Source organism: Streptomyces platensis, from assembly GCF_008704855.1.
Classification (GTDB): domain Bacteria; phylum Actinomycetota; class Actinomycetes; order Streptomycetales; family Streptomycetaceae; genus Streptomyces; species Streptomyces platensis.
This window is the reverse complement of sequence record NZ_CP023691.1, coordinates 7,040,123-7,064,815: the sequence shown is the minus strand read 5'-3', so window position 1 is coordinate 7,064,815 and position 24,693 is coordinate 7,040,123. Positions and strand designations below refer to the sequence as shown.

Annotated in this window: 24 protein-coding genes and 4 pseudogenes; 13 read left to right on the top strand and 15 right to left on the bottom strand. The window is 67.3% G+C overall.

The window, feature by feature from the left end:
• The first annotated feature begins 102 nt into the window (after positions 1–102).
• Together CP981_RS31195 and CP981_RS31190 are read left to right on the top strand one after the other, a co-directional pair.
• Complete coding sequence (locus CP981_RS31195; protein WP_085922734.1) at positions 103–1,065, top strand: alpha/beta hydrolase; 963 nt, start codon at positions 103–105, stop codon at positions 1,063–1,065.
• Between the two features lie 114 nt (positions 1,066–1,179).
• Positions 1,180–1,332: pseudogene (locus CP981_RS31190) on the top strand (NmrA family transcriptional regulator); the annotation flags it as partial.
• Positions 1,333–1,534: 202 nt separating this feature from the next.
• Here CP981_RS31190 and CP981_RS31185 read toward each other — a convergent pair.
• From CP981_RS31185 to CP981_RS31160, 5 genes and pseudogenes are all read right to left on the bottom strand, one after another.
• Positions 1,535–2,179, bottom strand: a complete 645-nt coding sequence (locus CP981_RS31185; protein ID WP_085922735.1) for a LysE family translocator — start codon at positions 2,177–2,179, stop codon at positions 1,535–1,537.
• A 7-nt stretch (positions 2,180–2,186) separates the two neighbouring features.
• On the bottom strand, positions 2,187–2,507 hold the full coding sequence (locus CP981_RS31180) for a hypothetical protein (protein WP_143658814.1): 321 nt from the start codon (positions 2,505–2,507) through the stop codon (positions 2,187–2,189).
• A gap of 52 nt (positions 2,508–2,559) precedes the next feature.
• Positions 2,560–2,703, bottom strand: a pseudogene (locus tag CP981_RS31175) (IS5/IS1182 family transposase); the annotation flags it as partial.
• A gap of 332 nt (positions 2,704–3,035) precedes the next feature.
• Complete coding sequence (locus tag CP981_RS31170) at positions 3,036–4,679, bottom strand: PLP-dependent aminotransferase family protein (protein ID WP_107429494.1); 1,644 nt, start codon at positions 4,677–4,679, stop codon at positions 3,036–3,038.
• A 778-nt stretch (positions 4,680–5,457) separates the two neighbouring features.
• Positions 5,458–6,178: pseudogene (locus tag CP981_RS31160) on the bottom strand (transposase family protein).
• Positions 6,179–6,353: 175 nt separating this feature from the next.
• Between CP981_RS31160 and CP981_RS31155 the strand changes: the two are divergent.
• Together CP981_RS31155 and CP981_RS31150 are read left to right on the top strand one after the other, a co-directional pair.
• Complete coding sequence (locus CP981_RS31155) at positions 6,354–7,202, top strand: oxidoreductase (RefSeq protein ID WP_085922738.1); 849 nt, start codon at positions 6,354–6,356, stop codon at positions 7,200–7,202.
• Positions 7,202–7,816, top strand: a complete 615-nt coding sequence (locus tag CP981_RS31150) for a TetR/AcrR family transcriptional regulator (protein WP_085922739.1) — start codon at positions 7,202–7,204, stop codon at positions 7,814–7,816. The genes CP981_RS31155 and CP981_RS31150 overlap by 1 nt, the downstream gene beginning before the upstream one ends.
• Before the next feature lie 204 nt (positions 7,817–8,020).
• Here the strand turns inward: CP981_RS31150 and CP981_RS31145 are convergent, their stop codons facing one another.
• Both CP981_RS31145 and CP981_RS31140 read right to left on the bottom strand, forming a co-directional pair.
• Complete coding sequence (locus CP981_RS31145) at positions 8,021–8,326, bottom strand: hypothetical protein (protein ID WP_143658815.1); 306 nt, start codon at positions 8,324–8,326, stop codon at positions 8,021–8,023.
• Between the two features lie 153 nt (positions 8,327–8,479).
• Positions 8,480–9,922 (bottom strand): FG-GAP-like repeat-containing protein, encoded by a 1,443-nt coding sequence (locus CP981_RS31140; protein ID WP_085922741.1) that lies wholly within the window; start codon positions 9,920–9,922, stop codon positions 8,480–8,482.
• A 661-nt stretch (positions 9,923–10,583) separates the two neighbouring features.
• Here CP981_RS31140 and CP981_RS31135 point away from each other — a divergent pair.
• Both CP981_RS31135 and CP981_RS31130 read left to right on the top strand, forming a co-directional pair.
• On the top strand, positions 10,584–11,270 hold the full coding sequence (locus CP981_RS31135; protein WP_085922742.1) for a hypothetical protein: 687 nt from the start codon (positions 10,584–10,586) through the stop codon (positions 11,268–11,270).
• Positions 11,267–11,743, top strand: a complete 477-nt coding sequence (locus CP981_RS31130; protein WP_085922743.1) for a hypothetical protein — start codon at positions 11,267–11,269, stop codon at positions 11,741–11,743. The genes CP981_RS31135 and CP981_RS31130 overlap by 4 nt, the downstream gene beginning before the upstream one ends.
• An 860-nt stretch (positions 11,744–12,603) precedes the next feature.
• Here the strand turns inward: CP981_RS31130 and CP981_RS31120 are convergent.
• Entirely contained in the window at positions 12,604–12,978 is a 375-nt protein-coding gene (locus CP981_RS31120; RefSeq protein ID WP_085922744.1) for a MerR family transcriptional regulator, read from the bottom strand.
• Positions 12,979–13,023: 45 nt separating this feature from the next.
• Between CP981_RS31120 and CP981_RS31115 the strand changes: the two genes are divergently transcribed.
• From CP981_RS31115 to CP981_RS39590, 3 genes and pseudogenes are all read left to right on the top strand, one after another.
• The gene (locus tag CP981_RS31115; RefSeq protein WP_085922745.1) at positions 13,024–13,905 is read left to right on the top strand and encodes an SDR family oxidoreductase; all 882 of its coding nucleotides are present in this window, start codon (positions 13,024–13,026) and stop codon (positions 13,903–13,905) included.
• A 103-nt stretch (positions 13,906–14,008) separates the two neighbouring features.
• A pseudogene (locus CP981_RS39595) lies at positions 14,009–14,194 on the top strand (helix-turn-helix domain-containing protein); the annotation flags it as partial.
• Positions 14,195–14,352: 158 nt separating this feature from the next.
• A complete protein-coding gene (locus tag CP981_RS39590) occupies positions 14,353–14,724 on the top strand; it encodes a hypothetical protein (protein ID WP_085922746.1) in 372 nt (123 codons plus the stop codon).
• Positions 14,725–14,745: 21 nt separating this feature from the next.
• On the opposite strand, the gene CP981_RS31100 is transcribed toward CP981_RS39590, so the two are convergent.
• The 3 genes from CP981_RS31100 to CP981_RS31090 all read right to left on the bottom strand — a co-directional run bounded on the left by CP981_RS31100 (position 14,746) and on the right by CP981_RS31090 (position 17,406).
• On the bottom strand, positions 14,746–15,351 hold the full coding sequence (locus CP981_RS31100; RefSeq protein ID WP_244329865.1) for an ATP-binding protein: 606 nt from the start codon (positions 15,349–15,351) through the stop codon (positions 14,746–14,748).
• 336 nt (positions 15,352–15,687) lie between these two features.
• Positions 15,688–16,656 (bottom strand): AraC family transcriptional regulator, encoded by a 969-nt coding sequence (locus CP981_RS31095; protein WP_085922747.1) that lies wholly within the window; start codon positions 16,654–16,656, stop codon positions 15,688–15,690.
• Positions 16,657–16,869: 213 nt separating this feature from the next.
• A complete protein-coding gene (locus tag CP981_RS31090) occupies positions 16,870–17,406 on the bottom strand; it encodes a hypothetical protein (protein ID WP_150522379.1) in 537 nt (178 codons plus the stop codon).
• Between the two features lie 797 nt (positions 17,407–18,203).
• Here CP981_RS31090 and CP981_RS31085 point away from each other — a divergent pair.
• The gene (locus CP981_RS31085) at positions 18,204–18,719 is read left to right on the top strand and encodes a PLAT/LH2 domain-containing protein (RefSeq protein ID WP_244330092.1); all 516 of its coding nucleotides are present in this window, start codon (positions 18,204–18,206) and stop codon (positions 18,717–18,719) included.
• A gap of 252 nt (positions 18,720–18,971) precedes the next feature.
• Entirely contained in the window at positions 18,972–19,223 is a 252-nt protein-coding gene (locus CP981_RS31080; RefSeq protein ID WP_425282175.1) for a hypothetical protein, read from the top strand.
• Between the two features lie 220 nt (positions 19,224–19,443).
• Here CP981_RS31080 and CP981_RS31075 read toward each other — a convergent pair whose 3' ends face one another.
• The gene (locus CP981_RS31075) at positions 19,444–19,932 is read right to left on the bottom strand and encodes a hypothetical protein (protein ID WP_085928151.1); all 489 of its coding nucleotides are present in this window, start codon (positions 19,930–19,932) and stop codon (positions 19,444–19,446) included.
• A 211-nt stretch (positions 19,933–20,143) separates the two neighbouring features.
• Positions 20,144–21,655, bottom strand: coding sequence for an MFS transporter (locus CP981_RS31070; protein WP_208853005.1), 1,512 nt, complete (start codon positions 21,653–21,655; stop codon positions 20,144–20,146).
• A gap of 110 nt (positions 21,656–21,765) precedes the next feature.
• Between CP981_RS31070 and CP981_RS31065 the strand changes: the two genes are divergently transcribed.
• Positions 21,766–22,146, top strand: coding sequence for a winged helix-turn-helix transcriptional regulator (locus CP981_RS31065; RefSeq protein WP_244329864.1), 381 nt, complete (start codon positions 21,766–21,768; stop codon positions 22,144–22,146).
• Positions 22,147–22,230: 84 nt separating this feature from the next.
• On the opposite strand, the gene CP981_RS31060 is transcribed toward CP981_RS31065, so the two are convergent.
• Positions 22,231–22,575, bottom strand: coding sequence for an ArsR/SmtB family transcription factor (locus CP981_RS31060; RefSeq protein WP_085928149.1), 345 nt, complete (start codon positions 22,573–22,575; stop codon positions 22,231–22,233).
• Between the two features lie 172 nt (positions 22,576–22,747).
• Between CP981_RS31060 and CP981_RS31055 the strand changes: the two genes are divergently transcribed.
• Positions 22,748–23,968, top strand: coding sequence for an MFS transporter (locus CP981_RS31055; protein ID WP_244329863.1), 1,221 nt, complete (start codon positions 22,748–22,750; stop codon positions 23,966–23,968).
• Here CP981_RS31055 and CP981_RS31050 read toward each other — a convergent pair.
• The gene (locus CP981_RS31050; protein ID WP_085928148.1) at positions 23,955–24,665 is read right to left on the bottom strand and encodes an MOSC domain-containing protein; all 711 of its coding nucleotides are present in this window, start codon (positions 24,663–24,665) and stop codon (positions 23,955–23,957) included. The genes CP981_RS31055 and CP981_RS31050 overlap by 14 nt on opposite strands.
• Positions 24,666–24,693: the final 28 nt, after the last annotated feature.

Here is a 24,693-nt window from a genome sequence, read left to right as displayed (position 1 = left end):
CGGCCGGAAACCGGACGTGCGGTGACGTCGAGGCCCCGGTGGGGCGTTACGCGCCTGGCCCTCTTCACCATGGGCTTCTCGGTAGTGACAGGGAGCATCGTCATGACTGCTCGATCCGCCTCGATCGTCCTGGAGCCGCCGGCGCAGGAGCTTGCCGACGCGACTTCGCACCACCCGTTCCTGTACGAGCTGAAGCCCATCGAAGCGCGCAAGGTTCTGGACGACCTACAGGCTGCGCCGATCGACAAGCTGCCGGTCGACGAGGAGTGGATCACCGTACCGGCCTCCGTGGGCGACGTGCGGGTGCGCATCGTCAAGCCGGAGGGCGTTACCGGAATGCTGCCCGTCGTGCTGTACATGCACGGCGGCGGCTGGGTGCTGGGCAACGCCGACACCCACGACCGTCTGGTGCGGGAGCTGTCGGTCGGGGCCCGCACGGCGGTGGCCTTCGTGGAGTACACCCCGTCACCAGAGGCCCACTACCCCGTGGCAATTGAACAGGGCTACGCCACCGCGCAGTGGATCACGCGCGAGGGGGCGTCGAAGGGCCTGGACGCGCGGCGCATGGTGGTGGCCGGCGAATCGGTCGGCGGCAACATGACCGCTGCGCTGGCCCTCATGGCCAAGGAGCGCGGTGATGTCACCTTCGTACAGCAGTCGATGTACTACCCGGTCACGGACGCGGCCATGGACACCGCCTCCTACGACGAGTTCGCCGATGGCTACTACCTCAGCCGCAAGCTGATGGAGTGGTTCTGGGACGCCTACACCACGAACCCGAAGCAGCGTGCGGAGATCACCGCCTCTCCCAATCAGGCCACGGCCGAGCAACTCAGCGGCCTGCCGCCCGCCCTGCTGATCGTGGACGAGGCCGACGTGCTGCGCGACGAGGGCGAGGCGTACGCCGCGAAGCTGCGGGGCGCCGGTGTCCCGGTCACCACGGTGCGCTACGACGGCACGGTGCACGACTTCATGATGCTCAACTCGCTCAGCCAGTCCAAGGCCACCCGCGCAGCCGTCGATCAGGCCATCTCGTTCCTGCGCGACGCCCTCGGAACTGCCTAGCTGTCGCGCGTCATCGTTATTGACAGCGCGTCCGCGCCAGTGACTGGTATGGGCGGCGGCAGCCGCCGGGTGATGCGGTCGAACAGCTCCGTCAGCGGCTCGCCGACCTCCCGCATGCCGGCGGAACTCGCCGACGACACTCTGGACATCCTCGGTTCCCCGAACCCGGCCGAGCTGCGCGTCAGCCAGGACGTCCAGCGGGTCCTCGGCCGCGCCCCGCACCCCTTCGCCGACTGGGCCGCCCACAATGTCGCCGCGTTCCGCTGAGACTGCTCAGCACCGCCGGAACCGCTCCTCGCGCTCCGCGATCCAGTGCTGATGATCGCGGAGCCTGGCCCCGGAGTTGAGGCACGGGCTCGCTCCGGGCCACGGCGAATCTAGGCGCGACCAATTCCTCCTGCGTCCGCAATGCCCTGAGTGCTTTCGGGCCAGGGCCAACGCTGTCCGCTCATGACCCGCCGTACAGTCTCTAGTCGGCGCGGCCTGTCGCGGCAACCGTTACGCCCAGGCCGATCATCGCGAAGCCGCCGGCCCCGCCGATCATCGACAGGCGGCGGTCCGAGCGGGCGAACCAGGAACGGGCCGCCGAGGCTCCCAGGCCCCACAGGGTGTCTGTGACCAGGCCGATCGCGACCGGGACCAGGCCCAGCACCATCATCTGAAGGGGGACGTGGCCCGCTGAGTGGTTCACGAACTGGGGCAGCACCGCCGCGAAGAAGACGATGCCCTTCGGGTTGGTGATGCCGACGAACAGCCCGTCCAGGACCGTGCGCAGGTCGCCACGCTGCTCACCCACTGGGGCCTCCATGGCCGCCGCGCGCATCTGTTTGCGGTGCCGGAACGCCTGCACACCCAGGTAGACGAGATACGCCGCTCCGGCCATCTTCACGCCCATGAACACTGCCGCCGAGCTCTCCACCAGGGCGCCGAGGCCCCACGCCACGGCGATCACCAGGACGTAAGAACCAACCAAGTTGCCCAGGACCGTTGCGAGCGCTGTGCGGCGACCATGTGCAAGGGCTCTGCCGATCACGAAGAGCACGCTCGGCCCCGGAATCACGATCACCAGCAGGGACATCGCCGCGAACGCGAAAATGCTCTCCGTGGACACCATGCGCCCGTCACCTCCTGAAATGCGCTCCAGGGGCCAATACAAACAGAAGGCTGACCGTCCGCTCCAGGATCATCCACATGCCGATATCACCGGGCCCGACGAGCGCTGCCCCCCCCCACGCAGAACAGCCCGCGCACACGATCACCCGACGCGCCACAGCACCGTCACCAAAGCGCCCTCCAACACTCCAGGCCGTGAAGGCCCCCTCGCCCAGCTCCGGGAGACCTTCGCCGAGGCCCAGGCGATCTTTGACGACATCCGTCGCGGCCGCCTCCTCCTTCACGCCCACGCCCTGGACGGCCGCACCACGGTCGCGGTCGGGACTCACCTCCACACGGCACCCCCGAAGAACAGGCCGACACCCTGAACATTTCCCTTCCTCAGGCTGATGTGGCGAGATGCAGGCAGAGGACGGCCTGGACGAGGCTCGTGATCCGGGTGGTCGAGCAACGTAGCTTGCGAAGGAGCCGCCAGGACTTGAGAGTGGCTACGGCTTGCTCAACGAGGGCCCGAATCTTCGCGTGGATTGATTACTGACTTCGGCTCGTCAGGGTGACGGTCGTCGAACATCCGGATGCTGGTGGGGTGTTGGACCGCGCGGCTCCTCTGGCCGGCTGGTGGGGCAGGGGGATTACGCAGCTCAGGCCTCCGGCGAGGGATTGATCTCTTCGCAGACGGGACGGACGGCGGCGGCGGTGGTCTTCGAACTTCCGGTCGAAGCGGAGGTTGCCGGCAGCCAGGGGCGGTGACGGGCCCAGGGTTGCGCCCTCGGCCAGTTGCCCCGTACGCGGGGATATACGGGGCAACATCGCCAGGAGGCGGGCGGGCGATTGCGGTCCGGCTGCCCGCCTGCGGGTCAGCGCTGGTGGGGAAGTGGGGGCCGCTGCGCGTCCTTGTCCGCGGAACGGTCGAATGCTCCGGGCTTGGCGAGGTCCTCGAGGAGTTCGTCAATCAACTCCTGGGTGACGTGCGGCATGACGTAGACGTGGCTGTAGTCGTGGCGGAGTCCACCGAGATTGAGTGGCACGCAGGCCAGTGAGTACTTCTGCGTGATCTCAGCCCGCGGCTGCTGGAACCAGACGCTGAGCGCGTGATCGCCGTGACCGACCTCGATACCGTCCTCGGCCCAGGGCTCACCGCGTTCCCGCAACTGCTCGCTCAGCCGGCGCAGGCGTTCGGCCGTGTACTCGGCGATCCGCAGGACCTCGGCGGCCTGTCGCACCTGCTGCTCCTCGCTGAATTGGGCGAGGTGGTTCCACATGGCCAGGGAGGCGAAGCCGCTGCGGGAGCCGGCGAAGGTGCTGTCGGGAGAGGAGACGACCGCCGGGTCGGACGGCGGGCGCAGCTTGGATCCCGCGCGGGACATGTAGATCCCGGTGGGGACGGGCGCGCCGGGGTACTTGTGTCCGCTGGTGACGATCGAGGACACCTCGGGGATCCGGAAGTCGAAGACCGGCGGCGCGGTCTCGATGAGTCCGCTGTCGCGGGCCTTCTCCAGGTAGGGGGCGTAGGCGCCGCCGAGGGCTCCGTCGACGTGGATCCAGTACCCGTTGCGGATGCTGACCCGGGTGGGGTCGTCGGGGTCGAAGCGCACGGCGCGGTCGACGAGGCCGTGCCGCTCGAAGACGGGTCGCAGGCGCTCGCAGGCGCCCTGAACGTCGTCGTAGGCGCCCTTGAAGACGCTGCCGATGTTGAAGTTGACCAGGACGGGGTGGCCCTTGGCGGCGAAGAAGTCCACGAGGGCCACCAAGGCGTCGACATCTACCGTGCCCGGACCCTCGTCGCCGCCGGTGGTCGGGACTCCGCCGAGCGGCCACCCGTTGTACGTCTGCATGCCGGTGCCGGCCACGTCGATGGGGCACTCGCCCGGGTAGAGGCTGCCGCCCAGGTCGTAGAAGGTCGGGATGTCCAGCACCCGCATCGCCTTGATGTGCGAGTAGTGGGTCTCCTGCGAGAAGAACGCTACCGGCATGTAGGCGTTGGGGTTGTCGTCGGGGTGTTTGGCCCGCAGGTAGCTGGTGCGGCAGCTGGCATCGCCGGAGACCTCGTCACGCACCAGGGCGTTGCCGTCCAGGTAGTCACGGGCGTTCCACATGGCGTACAGGTTGCCCTCGGTGCTGCCCATGGACAGCACGTATCCCCATCCGTCCTCATTCCCAGGGCTGGCCGGGTCCTCGGGCAGCGGGGCGTGCCACAGGCGGGCGTAGTGCTCCAGGACCGCCCGCTCCAGCCACCGCGAGTGCAGGCTGTAGTTGCTGTCGACGAACGGGTCCCCGATGTTGTTGATGTGGTAGCCCAGGAAACGACCCAGCGCGGCGTGGCCGTCGAGCGACAGGTTCACCTGGTAACCCAGAAGGCGCTCCCGCTGCCCTCCCAGGTACCCCTCCAACTTGGCAAGGACCGCGGTCCGCTGCTCATCGGTGTAGGCCTCGGTACCCAGCCGGTAGTCGTCGTTGACCGGTCGTGCCGTGAGATGCGTATCGAAGTGTTCGGTAATCATTCGATGTCCGATTCTGAGCGAAACTGCTGCAAGTGGGAATCGCCGTCAGGCGCCAAGAGTCTCGGGAATCGCTCGGATCTAAGGGGGCAGGTGGTTGCGCGAGTCAGCCGCCTATACGACGGTCAACGGGCGGTTGCTGAATTGGTCGGTCGCCTGTCGTTGAACTGTCGAAGCGGCGGTTGCCGCGGAGCCGCGGGTGTCCTGTCCAGGAACTCGCGGTACACAAGATATGCGTGACGCGCCGCCCCGATTGCCCATCCTTCTATATTTATCTCCATCTAGTTATTTCAAGTGGAAAGCGTTTGAGGCCAGTTATCCAGGGGTGCCTTCAGGAGTGACGTTTCGGCAACTCTCGGAAAGGCAGTTTTGTGCCGCAGGAGTGTGCTGCCGTCGTGTTCTCTTTCCGGCCGGGACCAGTCCCGGGCGTCGCCAGCTACGACCTACAACCCGGCCCGCGCTCCTGCCGTCCTCGCCCGGGGCCGGCTCGGACACGCTCGCCGAACGCAACGGCGAGCAGATCGCCCTCCACCTGACCGGTCACACCCGCGCGGTCGCCGCCGACGTACGACGCCGCGCCGACCAGGTGCCCACGGACAGCGGCCCCGGGCGCTCGCCGACGTCGTCCAGCGCGAGGCATAAGACCGGCTGCCCGCGACGCTCGAAGGCACCAGGAGCTGTGTCCACAAGCGTGCCCGCCTGAGAGTGCAACACCGCGACGCGTTGCGCACCTGATCGGCAACCGCATGATCCCGCGCGGGGACCAGGGTGCCATCGACGATCAGCACAGCGTCCTTACGAAACCGCTGACGGGGCTGGAGCACGAGCGCCGGTCCGAGGTGGCCGTGATGCGGTGAGCGGCCGAAAGCATGGCGTGATGGACGCCGTCGCCTTTGAGGCGGCAGTCGCGAAGGATCTTCCAGCTCTTCCTGCGTGCGAAGACGTGCTCAACGCGTGCCCTGATAGCCGCCGTCGGCAATCGTCGTCGTGTTCCCGACGGCGGCTTTGGCGCCGGACTCCTTCCAGCCTCGGGAGTCATGCCGGTCACCCGGGACGGGCCGACCGACGACTACGACCCGTCGGGTATCGGCATCGATCACAACCTGATGGGCCGTGGAGTATCGATAGTTCTTCGACTGCTCGGCCACCGAGTGGTCGCGGGTGGGCACCAGGGTGCCGTCGACGATGAGGACGGTGTCCCTGCGGAACCGGCTCCGCTGCCGGAGTGCCAACAGCGGACCGAGGTGGTCAATGATGCGGTCTGCGGCCGACTTGGAGATCCCGAACAGCGGCGCCAGCTGGCGCATCGTCAAGTTTGTGCGCCAGTACGCCGTGACCAGCAGGACGCGATCCTCCAGCGAAAGACTCCATGGCCGGCCGCGCGGTCGATCTGCGGCTTGCTCACGTCGCACTGCGGCTACCAACTTGCCGAAGCAGCGCGGGCTCAGCCCCGTAAAGGGACCTGTCCAGGACGGCACTGACGCCGTGATCACTCCAGCCACACCGTGATCGTTTCAGCCGAAGCGAGCGGGTCGGTGAGGGGCCGGATTGACCTCGGCTGAGCATGATGCCGTTGGGGGCGGAAGAATCAACATCACGTTGATTAAACTCGACGCCGTGTAGACTTTCTGGGTGAGGGGCAGTCCAGCTCCTGGCGAGACCTTTTCTGGAGGAGCAGTGCAGCAGCAGAAGTGGCTCATCACCGGCGTCAGCACGGGCCTCGGCCGTGCCTTCGCCCAGGCCGCCATGGCCGCCGGGCACACTGTCGTGGGAACGGTCCGTTCCGAGGAGGACCTGCGGGCCTTCGAAGGGCTGAAGCCCGGGTACGCTCACGGCCGCATCCTGGATGTGACTGACGGCGACGCCGTGTCGAGTGTGGTCGCGGAGGTAGAGGAGAGCGTCGGTCCTTTGGATGTCGTCGTCGCCAACGCGGGCTACGGCCTGGAGGGCACCTTCGAGGAAACCCCGCTGGCCGAGGTGCGGCGACAGTTCGAGGTCAACGTATTCGGGGCAGTGGCCACCCTGCAGGCAGCCCTGCCCCACATGCGCCGGCGCCGCCGCGGACACCTGATGGCCGTCACTTCCATGGGCGGGCTCATGGCCGTGCCCGGCATGTCCGCCTACTGCGGCAGCAAGTTCGCCCTGGAAGGCATCCTGGAAGCACTGGGCAAGGAGGTCGCACAGTTCGGGATCCACGTGACGGCGATCGAGCCCGGGTCCTTCCGCACCGACTGGGCCGGACGGTCCATGACGCGCGCCGCCCAGTCCATCGATGACTACGAGGAGCTGTTCGCCCCTATCCGTGAAGCGCGGCAGAAGGCCAGCGGGAATCAGCTGGGTAATCCGGCCAAGGCTGGGGACGCCGTCGTGCACATCGCGTCGGTCGAACAGCCGCCGGCCCACCTTGTCCTTGGCTCGGATGCGCTGCGACTGGTCACTGCCGCGCGCACCGCTGTGGACGAGGACATCCGCGCATGGGAGCCCCTCTCCCGTACGACCGACTTTGCCGAGGGTGCTCAGCTCTGATGCCCAGCCACCACTCTGCGCGGAGCCGGCGCGCCACCGAACGCAAGGGCGATGTCCGGGAGCGGGCCATTCTGGACACCTGCGAGGCTCTGCTGGCACAACAGGGCTATGACGCCATGACTGTCGGCGACATCGCCCAGGGCGCTGGCATCACACGTGGCGCCCTGTATTTCTACTTCGGCTCCAAGCAAGAAGTGGTCACGGCGCTCGTGGCCCGGACTGTCGAGCATCTGTGGGAGCGGTCCCGGGCCACCGCGCAGACTGACGAGCCGCGCCGGGCCATCGCAGCAGCCATGCGGCGTACGGTCGAGCTGTGGAACGAGCACGGCCTGGTCATGCGCACGGCGATCGACCTGTCGTTGACCGTGCCGGAGATCGGCGAGCTGTGGAGCCACACGGCAGACTTGTTCATCACGGCCATCGCCGCCGTCCTGGAACGAGCCGGCGTTCAGGCCGGCACCGAACCAGAGCAAGCGTCGGCGATGGCACGCGCCCTGTGCTGGATGATCGAGCGGACCTTCTACCACGCCTCGCAAGAGTCCCGCGAGGAGTTGCAAAAGGCATCTTCGACTTGCGAACACATCTGGCTGATCAGCGCCGGCCTGATCACCTGATGCATCTGGTGTGGACGGTGAGGCGCGAAACCGAACCCCGTGACTCCGAGGCCCACCGTCAGGCACTCCGCCAGCGGAAATCCCGCGAGGCACAACGTCCGCTCCCAGCCCGATCAACGGGAGCTGGTGTCCACAACTCCCGTGTAGGGGCCTTCCCGATCAGGTTGCGAGCCCTTGGAAGGTCACTTACGGGACAGCCCTTGGTCACAGGGTGCCCAGCCACTGGATCGGAGGCGTGAAGGCGGCGAGCCCAGTCAGGCCATAGTGTTCGGCACCCACTGCAAGCGTTCTGGTCAAGTCCTGGTCCGTAACAAAGGTCGGAACCGACGACCGCATGCGTTCCTGCATGAGGCAACTCGTCGACCGGTACGGTTTTCCGCCCGCAGGCGCCGCCGGGATCGTCGGGAACTTGTGGGCAGAGTCGGCCATCCTGCCGAATCGCATCGAGGGCAGCTCGCCGTCCACCCCGATGCGAGCGAAGAACTTAGCCGGAGTAACCACGAATTTCACAGCCGCCCAAATTATGGATCGGTTACCGACCGGCAGGAACGGCCGCAGCCGTTCCCACTCGGCATCTGTCAGATCACCCTGCCCCATGTCGGCGACGACGAGCCCACCGGCCGACAGGCACGTGATCTGCCGAACAGGCCCCAGCGTGCGGGCCTACTTCGCCGGGTTCGTCAGCTCCGTGCCGAAGCGGCCCTTCGTCGCCGGGGAACCCAGGTCACTCGGGTCGATGAGTGCCGAGTCCTTGGCGCTCAGTCCGTCGGTACCCGCGTACAGCAGGGCCGCCGCGCCGACACCCTCGGTGCGGTTCGGGATGCCGACGGCCAGGTCCGCCTTGCCGTCACCGTTGTAGTCGGCCGGCGAGACGGACGTACCGAACTTGTCGTTGCCCTCCATGGAGCCAGGGACGCCCTCGGTGTCGAGCGAGAAGGTCTGCGCCCCCTCGTCGGTCAGCCAGTTCGCGGTGCCCTTGAGCACGTTGATGGCACCGGCGTTGTTATAGCCCCCGGGCGCCTCGGCGCCGGTGTTGCTGACCACCAGGTCGTCGTGGCCGTCGCCGTCGAAGTCGGCGAGCCGGATGGCCTCACCCTCCTGCGCTTTGCCCTTCCAGTCCACCGGCTTGGCGGAGTCGAGCCCGCCAGCGGTGCCGGGGTAGGTACGCAGCTTCTGCTCCTGCGGACCGTCCGAGAAGCCGGTGTCCGTGACGACGTCCTCCTTCCCGTCGCCGTTGATGTCGCCGACGACGGGGCGGTACTGCGCGAACGGCAGCGGGATGTCCTTGCCCAGCGGCGTGCTCTTCAGACCCCCGGACGAGCCGGGCAGCACGCCGAGCGTGCCCTCATCGGAGGGCGAGTCCTCGGAGGCGACGGTGACGAGATCGGTGTAGCCGTCCCCGTTGATGTCGCCGGAGGCCAGGTGCTCGACGCTGACGCCGCCGCCGGGCGGGGTAACGCTGGTCATCTTCGGGGTCGCGGTCTCCCGCAGGTTCTTCGCGCCCTTGACGAGCTGCACCTTCGTGCCGTCGGAGATGGCGAGGTCGCTGAGGCCGTCCTTGTTGTGGTCGCCCACGGCTATCTGGTCGCCGAAGTGCGCGTTGGCGGCGACCTTCGGCGCGTGGAAGGCAATGGCGTCGCGGGACAAGCCGCTCTTGGAGCCGAAGACGATCGTGACGGAACCGGCCTGCGTGGTGCTGCCGATGGCCTCGTTGTTCGCGGCGACGACCAGGTCGGCGTAACCGTCCCCGTCCACGTCGCCGCGCACCACGGTCGAGCCGAAACCGTCCTTGGCCTCCGGGGTGCCGGGCACCCCCGGGCTGGCCTGCGTCAGTGTGCTGTTCCGCTTGGGATCGATGCCACCCTTGGCGCCGTAGGTCACGCCCACGTAGCCCGCCTTGGACTTCCCGGAGACGACGCCCTCGGGCGCTCCCACACCGAGGTCGGCGTGGCCGTCGCCGTCGAGGTCGCCCTGGGTGATCTTGCTCCGCTCGGCAGCACTCGTGGAGGGCTGGTCCTGGCCCCGCCCGTTGCCGTCCGTCGGTGCTGCCATGGCGCCGCCGGCCGCGGCCGCTACTAAGGCGGCGCCCAGAGCGCCTGCCACCATGCTCCTGGTTCGGTTGCGCACAAATCCTCCAATGGGTAACACATCGGTCGCCCCTCGGACCGTCCCCCTGAGCTGTGGGGCCGGTGGGACGGAAGAGGTGCTACAGAGACAGACAGAAACAAAAGCGAGACGGTTGCAGAATGAACGGAAAATAACTCGGTCCAACACCTTCGCGCAGCGCACGGCAACTCTGCTCCGGGGCACCGCACTTGGCGCCTACCGTCCACCCCACGATTCACTGCTTCATGCCGCACAGCGAGTGGCCGACCAGCGTTCCGGTGATGCTCAACCGCCGGCCCGGCGACGGTCTTCGGTAGATGCGGTACGAGTCGTGCCCACTCATCGTTCGTCAGACCGCCCCGCCCCGGGCCCCGCCCCGCCTCACGAACAGGTCAGCGCCCGGGGCAAGACGGTCACATGATCCGCCGGACAAGTCCTAGGGACTGCCCGACGGGTCAGGCCGGCAGCGTCAGTAGCGTCGGCCGACCCGGGCGCGGCATGCCCCGGGCCCGTCCCCCCGAGGTCCTGGCAGCCGGTACAGCATCCGGCACCCAAGCTTGGAGAGTGCCGAAAGGTGGCCCCTGATGTTTCCAGTTGAATGGCTCCTTTCCCCGACCGGTCGCCGCTACCGTGAAGGCACTCGGAACGGGGGACCATCGAGATGCGCTTCCTTGACAGACTGGTCGCGTTCTTACGCTCATGGGGCAGCAGCTACCAGTGGGCGCGCCGGCAGGCGCGGGAGCTGCAGCAGACGCCTGAAACTGTCCATGAGTACGGGGTGGGCCAAGCCGGCGAAACCATCAGGCTGACACCGTTTGACGCCACACTCCTATGGAGCGAGCGGCGCCCGCAGCGGAACCTACAGGCGGCCAGCAGCATCCACCGGCTGATCACCAGCCCGGGCGAGCCCAGGCTCACATACGCCGATCTATGGGTGGCACTCGCGGAGCAAGGTGTCACACAGGGCCTCCCGCTCCAGGACCTGAACGACCCCGTCGAGGTCACGAAAGGCTTCTATGCGGACCTGCTGTCCAGCGTCAGTGCAGAGCACGGACTCTGGCAGAGGGTCAGCCGCTGGCAAAAGGAGGTTCTCGAAGCTCTCGAAGGCTCTCATGAACCACCCAGCGGGCCCGCTCGCGCGTCTTCTCTGAACAAGATCAAGCAGGTCAGCGCCCCGGTGCCCGATCAGCTGCCTGAACAGCCTCTTGACCCAGAGGAAGCAAAGGCCGCAGCGCTTGCGGCGAAAGAGAACATCGAGGACGCCCTTGCCCGGCTCTTCCTCCGCCTTGGCCCCCCGCCAGAACCCCACACCCGTGCAGGAACGGACGATGGAGGGGCGCAGCAGTGAACGCGGACAACAGCAGCGAAGTGCCCGTGCCTCAAGTCGATCAGCCAGCGGTCCTCGCCGCGATGGAACTCGCCATGAAGTGGGGGCAGACACCTGGTGGGCCGGAAGTACTCCAGATGGCTCTGGGCGCGCTGGAGCCGCAACTGAAGCGGGAACACGAGGCCCTCTTGCGAAAGTTGAGCATGCGGGAGAAGGCGGATAACCAGAGGGCCAGGGCCGAGCGGGAGCGACAGCAGCTTCAGTTCCGGACGACGAGTTTGATAGTCGGGGCGATCCTGAGCGTCGCCATGCTCGCGGCCGGCGTATACGTCGCCAAGGACGCTTGGTGGCTCGCGTGCCTTCTCTGCGGCCCGAGTCTGATCTCCATGGCTGCCATCACTATCCTGCGACGCCACGACAAGGAGGCCATGAGATCCGTGGCGGACGCAGCTAAACGGGCCACAAGCGCTGCCTCACAGACACAGACTCCTTAAGACCAGCGGTTGATACCTCAGCATCGGCTCACTCGGCCTGGACGACACGGTGCTCGTCCCGCGGCTCGGCATGCACCTGGACGTGCTGGCCGTCATGACCACCACGGCTTCCCAGGCTGCCCGCACCGGCGGCCCTGCACGCCCTCAAGGCGCGAGGCATCCGATCCCTCGCACTCGCCACCGGGTACGCGCACCAGGCCGTACCCGTACTCGGACGCTAGATGACTCTCCAGCACCACAACGCACTCCACATGGTGCGTCGCAGGAAACACCTCCAGGCCACATTGTGAGGTTTCGGCCGCAGGTGGAAGGCGCCAAGCTCTGGGCAGCGAAGTGTCTCGAATTCGTGCCTGAGTGAACGAGATGTCCGTCCGTCGCGGAGAGCCCTAGGTGTGATCCGGCGGTATGGAGGTGGCTACACCATGGAGTGCAGATCACCGTGTCCGAGTACGTTCTGTCCGAGCCGATGGACAAGGAGTGGATCCGGCGATGCACCGCCGAGCTGGCTCCACGGCTAGCGCCGGGGGGCGACGCACTGGCCTACGTCATCGACGCCCCGGACGGCTCGATGGCCGCCTGCGCCCTCGGGCTCATCCGTCGCGTGCTCCCGGCACCGCCCTCCCCTGGAGGCTGGCAGGCCGCGTGCACGTGGTCGCCACACACCCGGATGCCCGGCGCCGCGGCTACGCCAGAGCCGTGTCCGCGCGCTGCTCGACGAGCTCCGCACCAAGCCCGCGAGACTCAGCTGTTGCGGGACATGACGTTGGTGACGGCAGAGCAGGCCCCACGTTGCTGCTGCGCCGTGAGGAAAAGCCAAAGGGGGGCCACTCGGCGCTTGAGCTTGCCAGTGGGTGGGTGGCTCAGGCTTCGCGGACGAAAGTCGAGCAATCTGGACATTCATCGAGGTATCGATGCCGACAGTCAGCGGTGTGTTGCAGGAAGGCAATCGCCTCCTGCCGCTGTATGACTTCACCTTCAAGTTCAGCGATCTTGGCCCTCACGATCGCCTGCGCCGCCGACTTCTTCGGCGCCATGGCGGCGGTGGCCTCGGGCAATGAGAGACCAACGCGCCGCAGTTTCAGGACCGTGCGTGCCTGTTCCACAGCCCTGTCGTCGTAGACGCGGTAGCCATTTTCCTCGCGACGCACGGTGAGTGCCCCAACATCTTCCCAGTGCCGCAGCACGTGGGCTGCGATTCCGAGTTCTGCGGCTACTTCTCCAATCGTCTTCACCATTCGCGCCTTGCCTTCATGTCGACCTGAACCCTTAGCGTCTCGATCATGCCTGATACCACTGGCCCCAGGGGCACCCCTTGCCGTTCATCAATCCTGGTCACCGGCGCAGCCGGCAACCTCGGCCGTGAGGTCGTCGACCGTCTCCAAGCACACGGTGCGCTCGTACGATGCCTTGTGCGCGATCAGACTGGTCCGCGCCCCGGAGTCGAGTGGGCGGTCGGCGACCTCACAGACGCCGCTGCCGTGCGCGCGGCACTCGTGGGCATCGACGCCGTCTTTCTGATCTGGCCACTGCTCGACTCGGCCCCTGCCCACGACCTGGTTACGGAACTCGTCGCAGCGGCCCCCCGTGTCGTCTACCTGTCCTCGACAGCCATAGACGACGAAGCCGCCCGCCAGAGTGATCCCATCGTTCAGGTGCACGCGGACATGGAAGCCCTGCTCCGCAATGCTGGTCTGCGCCCCCTGGTACTACGTAGCGACACATTGGCGTCCAACGCGCGGGGCTGGGCGCCGCAGCTACGGGCGGGCGACGTGGTGTCAGGCCCGGACATGGCTCGCACAGCCGTCGTCGACGAGCGCGATGTCGCTGATGCGGCCGTAGCCGTATTGCTCGCGCAGCACAACCCACTAGATTACGAACCGCACCTGTTGACGGGCCCCGAGGTACTGAGCCGCACCGACCAGGTCGCTCTCCTTGGTGCCGCGCTCCGGCGCCGTCTGCGCTTCCAAGCGGTCACCGCTGACGTCGCACGGTCACGGATGCTCACAGACGGACGTCCCGAGCGGCTGGTGGAAGCGCTGATCGCCGCCTCGATGCGCCGGCCGGAGTCAAACCACACCACCGATCATATTGAGCGCCTCACTGGCCGACCGGCCGGCACCTTCGCGAGGTGGGCCGTCGACCATGCGGCCGAGTTCAGCTGACGGAAGATCCGCGGCACGGCCCACCCGCCCGCCCCTTACGGACATACTCGATGACCTGCGTGGATCGCCAGGTCCGCCATCGGTCGTCGACAGGAAGGCACTTCTGGCGCACGCCGACGCTCCGCCGTCCATCGAAGGGCGACGTCGCCTTGTCGAGCGATGTCGCACACGACCGATCTCACATGTTGCTGCCGAGATGGGCATCTCCCGTGCCTGCGCGTCGAAGTGGGTCAACCGCTACCGACGCCACGGTGGGCTCGGCCTGCTGGACCGATCCTCAACACCCCACTGTCAGCATTCTCGAAGATCTCTCGCTTCGTCCGATCGATCTGCGATCGGGATGAAGGCGAGGCGTCAGCCGCATCCGGAAACCGTGGGGCTGCTGCGCCAGCCTCGTCAAGTACCGTGGTGGCCGCTTGAACCGATTCATATCGAGAGGTCGACGCCGTGCCCACCGCGAGGTTCTTCTTCGACGCAGGATCAGGCGGAGTCCTTTGGGCGGTCACACCCGAGGACAAGAGGACGTGGGGGTACCTGGTCGATCTGGACCGACTACCGATCAGTCCCGACCTCCATGACAGCCTGTGCAGGCTGATAGAGCGCTATGACACGTCGCTGAACTGGGGTTACCCCCCGGACCCGGGACCGTGGCGTGAAGCGGAGTGTCACAACTTCAACGAGGCGGTACGCCAAGCACTCGGCCGCCTTCGCGATGAGCTCGGCCCGGCATGGCAGATTTACGACGAGTTCGACGCACTCGCCGAAGACCCGGACCTCGACCGCTACCTGGCTGACCCAGCCGGATTCGTTCGCATCTGACCTCGCGGAACGTATGTGCGACTACGTGGCATCCCGTGAGTTCTCTGAGCCCGGATGGGGCCCCGGCCCTGTGGCCGGGAAAGCCGTGGTCAACGAACCGATCCAGCCGGTGACGGCCATCACCTCGCGTGCGATGTCCGCGACAGCACGTCCGTCCGTCGCGACCCTCACCGCATCGGCAGGAGTCCGCTGATCCAGCAACCGCGCCTTACGCGTACTGCTCTCCCACTCCGTCTCCAGCTCCGAGCCAAGTTCCCGGCGCTCCAGCCGTGCACGTGTAGTGGCGTCGGTGGCCGTGAGCAGAACCCTAACGATCCGCACCCGGCTACCCATGGCCCGCTCGAACATGCCGGTCGCCTCAGGCATCACGCTCAGCGTGTTCGTGTAGATCAAACGCCGGTAGCCCCGCCGGGCGTAGTTCGCCCACACCGCCGTCAGATTGCTCTCAGTGATCTCCGCGCGGTGAGGGTCTCCCTCCGGAGCCGGATGCACCTGCCCCATGAAGTCACCATCGATGACCGCGTGAGGAATCGCAGCGCCCCGCAACAACGCTGAAACCTCCCACCCCACACTCGTCTTGCCAACCCCGGCCCGTCCTCCGATGAGCAGCACTTCGGCATGATCCATGGCCGCAGCCTGCCAGCCCACCTCTGTCTGGTGCGATCGAATATTGATCAGCCAAGATCGCGATCTACAGCTGGAGTACTAAGCCGTCCATCCAGGGCTACAGGCTCTACCCCTCGGGAAGATCACCGCTGTGCGGACGCGCGTCACGGGACCAAGCAATGCTGACGAGAGCTCTGAGCCCGCCAGGAAATCTCCTCGGCCCGGAAAACCACCGGAGCGGGGCCGCGCTGTGTTCGCGGGGGTCTTGAACACCCCTTCGCCAGCACGTGATTTCACGGTAGGCGGTAGCGGCATGGATTTCGTTAGCGTTGAGTAAACACCTATTTGGCAATGCGTCTACTCGGCGAGGTGCTGGGCTTGGTGGCGGTACTCCATGGGTGGTGTGCCGTAGACGGTGCGGAAAGCGCGGGTGAAGTCGGATGCGCGTGGGTAGCCGCAGCGGGTGGCGATGGCGTGGATCGGGGTGGTGCGCGAGGTGGGGTCGGCCAGTTCTCGGCGGGCGCATTCGAGGCGTTGCCGGCGGATCCATGCCGCGACAGTGGTCTCTTCGTTCTGGAAGAGGCGGTGGAGATAGCTGGTGGAGATGTGGTGCGCGGCGGCGATGGTGCACGGGGTCAGTTGCGGGTCGTGCAGGTGCTGCTGGACGAAGGCGCGGACGCGCAGTACGAGGGTCTGTCGGTGGGTATCCGGTGGGAGCGAGCTGTCGGCGTCGAGGAGATGGGCCAGCAGCGAGGAGAGCAGGTCGACGATGATCGAGCCCAGCCGGGGGCCGTCCGCGGGGCCGTACGGTCCGGTGCCCTTCGCCAACTGCTCCAGCAACTGCGCCAGCAGGCTCCCGTACCCCTCCTCTGCCGGCAGCCGCCGGGTGAGCAGCAGGTCGGCCCGCTCCTTGCGCAGCGGAACCAGTTTTCTGGGCACCTCCAGGCCCACCGCGTGCAGGACGCCGGTGACACAGTGGAACGGCTGTGAGGTGTCCGCCACATGCATCTCCCGGGGGCCGTGGACGGCTTCCCGGCCCGCATGGGTGACGCCGACCGCCCCGGCGATCGGGAGCGTGACGTGGTAGTTCTCCGGATCGGACTGCCGAATCAGACGGGGCGTTCTCCGCCAGCTCATGGGCTCGACCATTGTTGGCCACACGCTGACCGGTCCCAATTCCAACAGCCGTGTCTGAGCCTGAAACTGCGCCGCGCGGTCGCTGTTCATGTCCATGGGGCAGAGCGTCTTCGACATCAGCTCCCGCCAGCCGTCGAACCGCTCCGCCGGCGGTAAGTCGTCAGTCCGGAACAGCCTCTCGGTAAGCATCTCTTCCTCCTCAGCTGCCTCACGCGCCCTTGAACAACACGTGCCTGCTTCCTGATACGGAAGTTCAGGAGTTCACCAGTCGCCGATACGCAGCAGATAAATGCCCTGGTGGAGAGCACCGTGCGTCACCGGCTCACATCGCATATCTGTCCAACATGAGTGCCTTTTCCTTCCCGGGCCCGGTGACAGGCCGGGCGAAACCGCACTGGAGCACTACGAGCGGGTGGCGGCGTGTTCCCGCAGGAAGGCTCCGGCGCGAGCGGCGGCCTCTTCCTTCGTCGCGTACCAGGTGCCGTCCTCGGCGGCGCCGCGCGCGCCGTCCGCGCCTTCGCCCGCCCAGGCCCAGCCGCCGGACGACGGGTCCTGCACCAGTTCGGCTGTGCCGCCGAAGAGTTCGAGCGCCGTGCCCGTCTTCGCCGCCGCGGCTGCGGGACGGGGAACCGCGTCGGGCCACTTCTTGCGCGCGCCCTGGCGGGTTATGCCCCAGACCGCACCCATCTGCTCGTAGTTCGCGCCGTAGGAGCCGGCTGTCGCCGCCGCGCGCGCCGTCAGCTGCTTGACCTCCGTATCCACCACCTTCCAGGCGGCGAGGACGGACAGCGTCACCTCAACCGGATCCGCCTCCCACATGCGGGCCGTGGACAGCCCTGACTGGCGGGAGCGAATGGCCGCTGCGAGCGGGTTAAGGGCATCAGTAAGGGCCTTGCCCAGCTCGGCCCTCTCTTCTGAGGTGATCCCAATCGAAGTCATGCGACAACTTTAGTTACCACTACCCCTCTCGGTAACTCTAGTTCCGGCCACTCGGTCGGGCGGCACCGCGCCGTGGCCGACAAAGTGGTCCGCCACGCGGTGGAGAGTGACGCGGCCGCGCTGGAGGAGCTGAGGAGCTCGGAGCGGGGCGCACACGCGCAAGGGAAAGGCCCGGAGAAGGAGGGAGCGTGCCTTTGCGTCTCGGCCGGTCACTGTCCTGCACAGCCCGAGTCCCGCCCAGACGATCGTGATCTCGGGGTGCCTCAGCCGCAGCCGCAGCCGCAGCCGCAGCCGCAGCCGGAACAGCGCACAGCGGCAGGCCCTTGGCGTCTACGACCAGGTTGTTGCGGTCATTGATCCTCTTCGCGCCGTCGAAGCCGCGCGAATCCTCCAGATGGTCTCCGCGGCTCCACGGACTGGGAGTCGATGACGGTGGCGACCGCGCCCGGCGCCCGCGAACGCGCTGTACGAATGCGGCTCCACCCCGACCCTGGCGGTTGCGGGCGGTCCGCACTCGCCGCCCTCGGACTCGACTGGCCAGGCTGAACCATCCCGAGGCGTCACTCGGGTGGCTGTCTCACCGCCGTGTATCCGGCGGAATGTGGACGGATTGCGCAGAGGTGTGGACCCACTGCTAACGACCTTCGCCAAGGGCCCCGGCAGGCTGGTCGGTGACGGATTCCCGGACATACAGGTGAGGCACATCAGAAGCCTCGTTGCCCGGGGTCCAGACGACGAGATAAGGAAAGGGTACGGGGCGTAGCCACATCACCAGCCGAAAGGAGCATGTTTTGAAGATGCGTATCGGTCGTGTCGTCGCAGGCACGATGGCGCTTGCCGCCGCCACCATCATGGCGACCTCAGAAAGCGCCGCTGCCGGCGTCACACCCCGCATCGGATCGGACCACACGTATTCTGGGCGGCAGAACACACCATCCAATCCCCTGCACAAAGGGATCGGTGTGGCTGCTCAACGCCAATACCGCGTTGCCGTGTACACCGGCAACAGGGCGGGTGCTGGCACCGACGCGAACGTCTACCTCACCATCTACGGCACCAGGGGTTCCGTAGGACACAAACTCGACAACTCCGAAGACAACTTCGAGCGCGGCAAGACCGATCGCTTCACTCTCGGTCTCCGCGATGTCGGCCGGGTCACGAGCATCACAATCAGCCACAACAACAAAGGTGAGAAACCTGGCTGGTACCTGAACAAGGTCACGATCGGCGGCAACGCCAACTTCCCTGCCTACCGGTGGCTCGCCAAGGACGAAGATGACGGCAACACCTGGGCGAACCTTCGACGCCGCTGAGCACCACTACTTTCCGAGACCCTCACCGCACTGGGGAGTGAGCAACCTCTGCGGATCGGAGGGCGCGGCGACGCAGGCCACGCGGTGTTCTCGTACGGTGCGGAACGCAGTTGGCGGCGGAGCTACGGGAGGACACTAACGATGCCCCCTGGGACCCGATGGCGACCCCGGGGGCATCGTTCGTGCGGCTCGCACGGTTCGAGCGGGCTCTGGCACAGATCTCGGGCAGCGGACGCGGAGGGGCACCGCAGTATGCCTTTCATTGCCTGGCCCTCGCCGCGGGCCGAGCCCGCAAACGGTGTGTTCTGGAAGACGCCGGAGATCGCCGCATGGGCGAAAGGGCGGGCGTTCGCCTGGATCGATGACGAGATCACCGAGGCGGATCGCGCCTGGGTGAGGGAGCATCACAGCGGTCCCGCCCTACTGCACCGAGTTGACCCCCGATGCGGCCTTACCAGCGACGGCTTCGCCGCACTCATCGCATGGGCGGCCGGCCTGCGCTGACGGCGAGGCGGCCTACGCCATCGCGAACTGGGCCTGTATCGCTGGGAAGTATGGAGCAGAGAGGACCTCCGGGGCGGCCGGTCGGTCGCCCCGGCCGCCTCGGACTGCCCGTGGGAAGTCACCCGCCCCGACACGATGGCGAGGCGCAGTGAGCACACCCCGCCCGGCTTCTTGGGGCCACTCGCTGCGGCCCCTGGATGTCTCCCCCACTCGCCCCGCTCTACCTCGTGGCCTGTTCCAGGAGCTGGTGCATGACATGGGGGTGCCGGCTTTCGGCCTGGGTCCACAAGGCGCGTGCTGTGTCGTCCTCCAGTTGGATGAAGCAGGCCAACAGCAGCGACTGCGGCCGTCGTTGGACGAGCAGCTCGCCGCTCAGACCGAGTGTGGGATCGGCGGAGAGAAGCACGAGGTCCGGAGTGCTGTGCCGCACCGGCCAGCCGAGCACGAAGTCTTCGGACCTCGCCGGGCCGAGCTGCAGGCCAAGAGCGGTCCAGCCCTGTGTGAGGGCATGCCGCGTCTCAGGGGGCGCGTCTTCCAGGATGGCTCGCGCCCACTGCTCGGCGGTGCGGTCCTGAGCCGGGCCGAGGTCGGCGAGCACGGCGTTCTCGTAGTCGATCCGGGCAAGTGTGCTGAGCGGATGCACCTCGGGTGGCACCGGGACGTGGCGCACCCTGCTCGGGATCTGCGGGTCTGTTGTGGAATCAAGCATCTCTACCCCTTACATGCGGTGTTGCTCTGTCGTGCGGCGTTGCATAACTGTATGGGTGGATGCCCGCGCACCCGCGCCGACGTGCTGGCCACGGCCACCAGGCCGCTCTTGGCCCGGGCGCCGGGCGCCGAGAGCACCGGAGGCCGAAGGTCGAAGGCCGAAGGTCGAAGGCCGAAGGTCGGGAAGCATCCCGGTGAGCAGACGTCAACCGTCAGGTGTGCCCGCGGTGGCAGCCGGATTCGCGCAGGCCTCTCCAAGCCAGGGCGCCCAGCAGTACGAGGACAACGGCGGCGCTTCCGGTCGCCACTGCGAAGCCGGTGTCGAAGGCGTGCTCGGCAGCGCTCTGCAACGCGTCGCCGATCCGGCCCCCGGTCCGTGCGGCCACTTCGGTCGCGGCACCGAGCGAACTGCGTGCGGTCTCCCACTGGTGGGCCGAGGCGCCGGGCACCGGGGCGAAGTCGGAGCGGTACACCAGAGACAGCACGGTTCCCAGGACGGCGAGGCCGAGTCCCGCCCCGAGGGAGAAGGAGGTTTCCTGAACAGCTCCGGCCTCTCCCGCCCGTTCAGGTTTCGCCGCGCCCAGAATCGCGTCCGAGCCCAGGGTCATGACCGCTCCGGAACCGAGTCCCGCGGCCACCAGGGCGGCGTAGTTGCCCGTGGCACCGCACAGCGTGAACGCGGCCAGTGCCAGCGCGCACAGCAGCAGTCCGCCGGACAGGGCCCGCCGGCGTCCCCACCGCGCGGCGAAGCGCGGCGCCAGGGCCGCGCCGCCGGCGTTGGCCAGCGCCAACGGCATCAGAGCCAGGCCGGCGCCCAACGGCGAATATCCTTGCAGGAGTTGGAAGCGCTGGGTGAGAAGGAAGAGCAGCGCGGTGTACGCGCCGTAACACCCCAGGATGCACAGCGCGGAGAGGGAGAACCAGCGGTCGGCGAACTGTGTGACGTCCAGCAGCGGTTGGCTGATCCGGCGCTGCCGGACGACGAAGCCGATCAGGAGCGCCACGCCAAGGAGCCCGGTGGCCCAGACCACCGGCCGGGACCCGTCGTGCTCGCCCAGTTGCTGGAAGGCGTATACGACAGTGCCGAGCCCCATGGCCGACATCCCGGCGCCGGCCGCGTCCCAACGGTGCGGCCGGGTGTTGCGCGACTCGGGCACCAGCAGGGCGCCGCCGGCCACGGCGAGCACCACGATCGGCACATTCACCAGGAACACCGAACCCCACCAGAAGTGCTCGATCAGCAGCCCGCCCAGGAGCGGCCCCACGGAGACTCCCACGCTGTTCGCCGCGGTCCACAGGCCGATCGCCACCGACCGCTCCCGGTCGGCGGGGAATATGGCCCTGATGATGGCGGGCGTAGTAGCCATCATCATCGTGCCCCCGATCCCGAGTGCCGCCCGAGCGGCGATCAACTGCCCGGGGGTGACCGCCAGCGCCGCGGCCGCCGACGCGACACCGAAGACCGCGAAGCCGGCCATCAGCATCCGCTTGCGCCCGAACCGGTCTCCCAGTGTCCCGCAGGCGATCAGCCCGGCGGCCACGGTCAGCGCATAGCTGTCGACGATCCAGAGGAGCTCGGATCCGCTCGGCAAGAGCTCTCTGCTGATCGTCGGCACCGCCACGTTCAGCACCGTCAGGTCCATTCCGACCAGGAGCAGGCCGGCGCACAGCACGCTCAGCGCCGCCCATCGGTGAGGGGTCGTCTGTTGGGTCTCAGTCAGCACCACACCACTGTGTGCAGCGGGAACTTCCGCCACAAGTACGGTCTTTCCTGTGCCTTGGGGGCCCTTCGGCCGCATAGTTCCAGTCGGTATACCTGGCTACAGTGATGATCATGAGGCGAGAACGCGAGCAGGTGGAAGCGATGGCCGAATGGTGCAACACCGAGGTGGTGCTGTCGGTCGTCGGCGGGAAATGGAAGCTGCTGATCATCCGGTACCTCTTGTTAGGCACGCACCGATTCGGCGCACTCAGACAGGCCATGCCCACCGTCACCCAGCGGATGCTCACCCGGCAGCTTCGGGAGCTGGAGGAGGACGGTCTCGTATCGCGGAAGGTCTACGCGGAAGTGCCGCCGAAGGTGGAGTACACGCTCACCGAAGTCGGCGAGAGCCTGCGGGACATCATCGGTCAGCTCGACACCTGGGGCAGCTGGTACCGCGAGCTCCGGACGCCCCCGGCGCGTGACGACGAGCAGTCGACGTCTGACAGCTGAGGCCTGGCCGGGGAGACGCGTTATCCGCTTCAGCCCCCGCCCCCGTCGTCGGATCTGCGGATATCCGGCGCGCCGACGACAGGGTTACCAGTCAGCGAGCATGTCTCGCCCATGGCGAATGGCGAGATCGAGGAGGCCCGGGAAGCGGTCGTCGATGTCGTCCCGGCGCAGTCGGTTCAGTCGCCGGGTTCCCTCGTCGCGCTGACGGATCACGCCGGCTTCCCGCAGCACCCTGAAGTGGCCGCTCTGGGTGGACTTGCTGACGGACAGGGCGAACGTCGTACACGCCAGTTCGCCGTCGGGTTCGGCGTCTGCGAGGCGGGCGACGATGGCCAGACGTACCGGGTCGCCGAGGGCGGCCAGGACGGTGGTGAACCGCAGTTGGGTGCGGTCGGGGTGCACAAGCTTCGTCGCGGTACGGCTCGCCATGCCTTCAGCATAACGCCATGTTCGGGGCTGACGAACATCTGCTATGTTCGCACATCTCGAACATGAGCCTGAGGAGGCACGCATGCCGCTCGATCAGCCGGTCCCCGCACAGAACCGCGAAATGCCACGCCGTCACCGCAGAACCGAGCCGTCCGGTTCACCGGAAGCCGACGTGGAGCAGCGACCCCGCCCAGCCGGCCGACGGTTCTGGGCCACGGCATACGCGCTGCTGATCCTGCTGACGGGAACCAATCTGCCCACCCCGCTGTACGGGGACTACCAGGAGCGATTCGGATTCTCGCCACTGGTCGTGACGCTGATCTTCGCGGCATATGTGGCCACGCTGATCCCTTCCCTGCTGGTGGCCGGCCCGCTGTCGGACGCCATCGGCCGCCGGCGAGTGCTGCTGCCTGCGGTAGCTCTGGCCGCACTGGGGTCGGTGGTGTTCGCGCTCGCCACAAGCACGGGGTGGCTGTTCGCGGCTCGCGTGCTGCAGGGGATGGCGCTCGGCGCGGCATCAGGACCGTTAACCGCATCACTGGCGGAGCTGGAGCCGAACGGCAACCGGCGCAAGGCGGCGCTGGTTTCGACCGTGGCCTCCGTAGGTGGTCTGGGACTCGGGCCCGTGCTGGCCGGTCTCCTGGCTCAGTACGCCCCGGCTCCGCATGTGCTGCCGTTCGCCGTGGAAGTCGTACTGCTGGTACCGGCCGCAGCGGCGCTGGTCGCGCTGCCGGCCACACGCCCCGCAATGCGGTGGCGGCCCCGCCGTCCCGAGATCCCCGTTGCCATGCGCGCCACGTTCGCCACCAGTGGGACGGCCGGCTTCCTCGCCTTCGCCGTCATCGGCCTGTTCCTCACGCTCATCCCTCCCTACGTGGCCACGTTGGCGAACAGCAAGAACCTATTGCTGGGCGGTGCCACCGTGGCGCTGATGCTGGCCTGTTCCGTACTCGCCCAGCTCGTCGGCTACGGGAAGCCGGCCCGAAGCCTGGAGCTGACGGGGCTTCCGCTGCTGGCTGCCGGCCTCGCGCTGCTGGCCCTGGCCGGCGGACTGTCCTCGCTGACAGTACTGTTCGCCGCGACCGTGATCGCAGGAGTCGGCCAAGGTCTGGCGTTCCTCGGTGGCCTCACCGCGGTCAGCCAAGCTGCCCCGGCCGACCGGCACGCTGACGTGCTTTCCAGCTTCTACGTGATCCTCTACCTCGGGGTCGGCCTGCCGGTCATCGGAGTCGGTTTCCTCGCCACCATTGTCGGCCTGCTGCCCGCAGTGCAGTACTTCGCCGGCGCCGCCGCCGTACTGTGCACCACCGTGCTGATCGCCCTCGCCCGAGCGCGGCACCGCGCCGTCGTCTCCACCCCCACCGGCCCACACGGCCCCGTCAAAGGAGAGTGACAGCATCACCGGAACTCACCGGGCCGGGCACCAGCACCGTGGCCAGGGCATCGAGCCGGGAGTGATGCGCCTTCGCGATGGCTCGCAGTATCAGCGGGGAGTGCGGCAGATCCCGCTGGGCCTGATTGGTCATCACGCATCGCTCGCTGGAGCGCACGAACTCCACGCACAGGGTGCGCCCGATCCGTGCCGTGCATCCGAACCAGTCGTCCTCGGCGAACGGACGGGTACCCGGTGGGGTGCGTATCAGGAGATTCGGTCGGAAGCGCCGCTCGTCGACCGGGACACCGGGAACGGCCGCGCGCACCCAGTCGAGGGTGGCGGTGCTGAGAACACTGAGGGGAAGCTGATCGAAGTGGGAGATCTCCCGCTCACGGGCCAGTTCGACATCGTCCCGGCCAAGGTAGCGGCGAAGGAAGGCGGTTGGGTCCGCAACGACCGCGCCGTGTAGATCCAGCAGCTCGGGCCGCTCCGTCCCGTCCGGGTAGCGGGAACGCAACTCCAGTAGGCCAGGCATCCTGCGGAATCGCCGGGTGTTCTTCCCCGAGCCGAATTTGCCCTCGCCATCGCGCACCGCGAACAGCCGGTCCCCGGCGAGGCCCCGGGCGATAACCTCTGCCTGCTCCAGCCGCTCACCCCCCGTCGACTTGATCGGATAGCGCCATATGCGCTCCACCGTTCCCACCGTGTACGTCATTCACTGGATGCTACAAGAGCCTCCTGCC

Excerpts from the sequence above, each read along its gene's own strand:
- CP981_RS31095 (WP_085922747.1), bottom strand. The coding sequence starts at position 16,656 with ATGCTTACCGAGAGGCTGTTCCGGACTGACGACTTACCGCCGGCGGAG.
- CP981_RS31115 (WP_085922745.1), top strand. The coding sequence starts at position 13,024 with ATGCCTGATACCACTGGCCCCAGGGGCACCCCTTGCCGTTCATCAATC.
- CP981_RS31120 (WP_085922744.1), bottom strand. The coding sequence starts at position 12,978 with ATGGTGAAGACGATTGGAGAAGTAGCCGCAGAACTCGGAATCGCAGCC.
- CP981_RS31075 (WP_085928151.1), bottom strand. The coding sequence starts at position 19,932 with ATGCTTGATTCCACAACAGACCCGCAGATCCCGAGCAGGGTGCGCCAC.
- CP981_RS31090 (WP_150522379.1), bottom strand. The coding sequence starts at position 17,406 with ATGACTTCGATTGGGATCACCTCAGAAGAGAGGGCCGAGCTGGGCAAG.
- CP981_RS31100 (WP_244329865.1), bottom strand. The coding sequence starts at position 15,351 with ATGGATCATGCCGAAGTGCTGCTCATCGGAGGACGGGCCGGGGTTGGC.
- CP981_RS31135 (WP_085922742.1), top strand. The coding sequence starts at position 10,584 with ATGCGCTTCCTTGACAGACTGGTCGCGTTCTTACGCTCATGGGGCAGC.
- CP981_RS31050 (WP_085928148.1), bottom strand. The coding sequence starts at position 24,665 with ATGACGTACACGGTGGGAACGGTGGAGCGCATATGGCGCTATCCGATC.
- CP981_RS31185 (WP_085922735.1), bottom strand. The coding sequence starts at position 2,179 with ATGGTGTCCACGGAGAGCATTTTCGCGTTCGCGGCGATGTCCCTGCTG.
- CP981_RS31060 (WP_085928149.1), bottom strand. The coding sequence starts at position 22,575 with ATGGCGAGCCGTACCGCGACGAAGCTTGTGCACCCCGACCGCACCCAA.
- CP981_RS31085 (WP_244330092.1), top strand. The coding sequence starts at position 18,204 with ATGCGTATCGGTCGTGTCGTCGCAGGCACGATGGCGCTTGCCGCCGCC.
- CP981_RS31195 (WP_085922734.1), top strand. The coding sequence starts at position 103 with ATGACTGCTCGATCCGCCTCGATCGTCCTGGAGCCGCCGGCGCAGGAG.
- CP981_RS31150 (WP_085922739.1), top strand. The coding sequence starts at position 7,202 with ATGCCCAGCCACCACTCTGCGCGGAGCCGGCGCGCCACCGAACGCAAG.
- CP981_RS31065 (WP_244329864.1), top strand. The coding sequence starts at position 21,766 with ATGAGGCGAGAACGCGAGCAGGTGGAAGCGATGGCCGAATGGTGCAAC.
- CP981_RS31170 (WP_107429494.1), bottom strand. The coding sequence starts at position 4,679 with ATGATTACCGAACACTTCGATACGCATCTCACGGCACGACCGGTCAAC.
- CP981_RS31080 (WP_425282175.1), top strand. The coding sequence starts at position 18,972 with ATGCCTTTCATTGCCTGGCCCTCGCCGCGGGCCGAGCCCGCAAACGGT.
- CP981_RS31140 (WP_085922741.1), bottom strand. The coding sequence starts at position 9,922 with ATGGTGGCAGGCGCTCTGGGCGCCGCCTTAGTAGCGGCCGCGGCCGGC.